At 74.3% G+C, this 1,451-nt stretch carries 1 protein-coding gene; it reads left to right on the forward strand.

All coding sequences use genetic code 11. The annotated features are described in order from the left end of the window. On the forward strand, positions 1 to 1,451 hold a 1,451-nt coding region (locus I003_RS34125), incomplete at both ends, for a polyketide synthase dehydratase domain-containing protein (RefSeq protein ID WP_199784378.1).

Below are 1,451 nucleotides of genomic sequence, written 5' to 3' on the forward strand. Positions count from 1 at the left end.
CCCTCCACACCCACCACCACCCCATCGACCTCACCCCCCACCTCCCGCGGACGGCGCGCGCGCTGCCGAGCCCTCCCACGTACCCGTTCCAGCACCAGCCCTTCTGGCTGAACACCCCGGCCCGGCTCAGCAGTGCCACCGACCTCGGCCTCGACACGACGAGCCACCCGCTGCTGCACGCCGCGGTTCAGCTCGCCGACGGGACCGACGCCGCCACGGGCGCCACGGTGTTCACCGGTCGGGTCGGTCTGAGCAGCCACCCCTGGCTCGCCGACCACGCCGTCGCCGGGACCGTGCTGCTCCCCGGCACCGCGCTGGTCGACCTCGCCCTGCACGCCGGCGACCACACCGGCGCCACCCACCTCGACGAACTGACCCTCCAGACACCGCTGGTGCTCCCGGAGACCGGCGCCCGCGACCTCCAGGTCACCGCCGCGCCCCAGGGCGGGTCGGACGCACAGGAAACGGGCCGCTGGCAGGTCACGATCCACTCCCGGCCGCACGCTGACGGGGCAGAACCCGAGCCCTGGACGTGTCACGCCCTCGGCACCCTCACCGCCGACGCCGCCGAAGCCGCCGAGCCGCTGACCCAGTGGCCGCCCTCGGGTGCGGAACCCTTCGACATCGGCACGCTCTACCCGGAGCTGGCTGCTGCGGGCTACGAGTACGGCCCGGTCTTCCGAGGCGTGACCGCGGCCTGGAAGGCGGCCGACGGCACCCTGTACGCCGACATCGCCCTCCCGGAGGGCGCCGATTCCGCCGGCCACACCATCCATCCCGCGCTCCTCGACGCCGCACTGCACCCCCTCGCGGCGCACAACGACGGTGCGGACGGCCGGCTTCGGCTGCCGTTCGCGTGGAGTGGTGTGTCGGTGCATGCCACCGGCGCCACCCGGCTTCGCGCCACCCTCACCCCCACCGGGGAGCACGGCCAGGATCTGGCCCTGCGGGCCTGGGACTCCACCGGCGGGCCGGTGGCCACGGTCACGGCGCTGAACACCCGGCCCGTCGACGCCGCCTTGCTCAGCGCACGCAGCAGCGACGACACCCGCAACAGCCTGTTCCACCTCGCCTGGAGCCCCACCACCGAGCAGGTGGAGCAGGTGGATCCCGAGCAGGTGGACGTGTACGTCGCCGTCCCGGCCGCCGAGGACACCCCGGCTGCCGCGCACGCCGCGACCGAGGCGCTGCTGACCCACGTGAAGGGCTGGCTGGCCGAGAACGACGAGACCGACCGCCGCCTCGTCGTCCTCACCCACCGCGCCGTCGCCACCGACGAGACCGAGGACGTCCACCTGGCGCACGCGCCCCTGTGGGGCCTGGTCCGCAGCGCCCAGAACGAAAACCCCGACCGCATCCACGTCGTGGACACCGACACCACCGGCATCAAGCCGGGGACCTCAGCGGCGGACGTCCCCCACCTCACCGACGCGCTCGCCACCGGCGAGCCC

The sequence above is a fragment of the Streptomyces sp. CNQ329 genome (assembly GCF_000482585.1).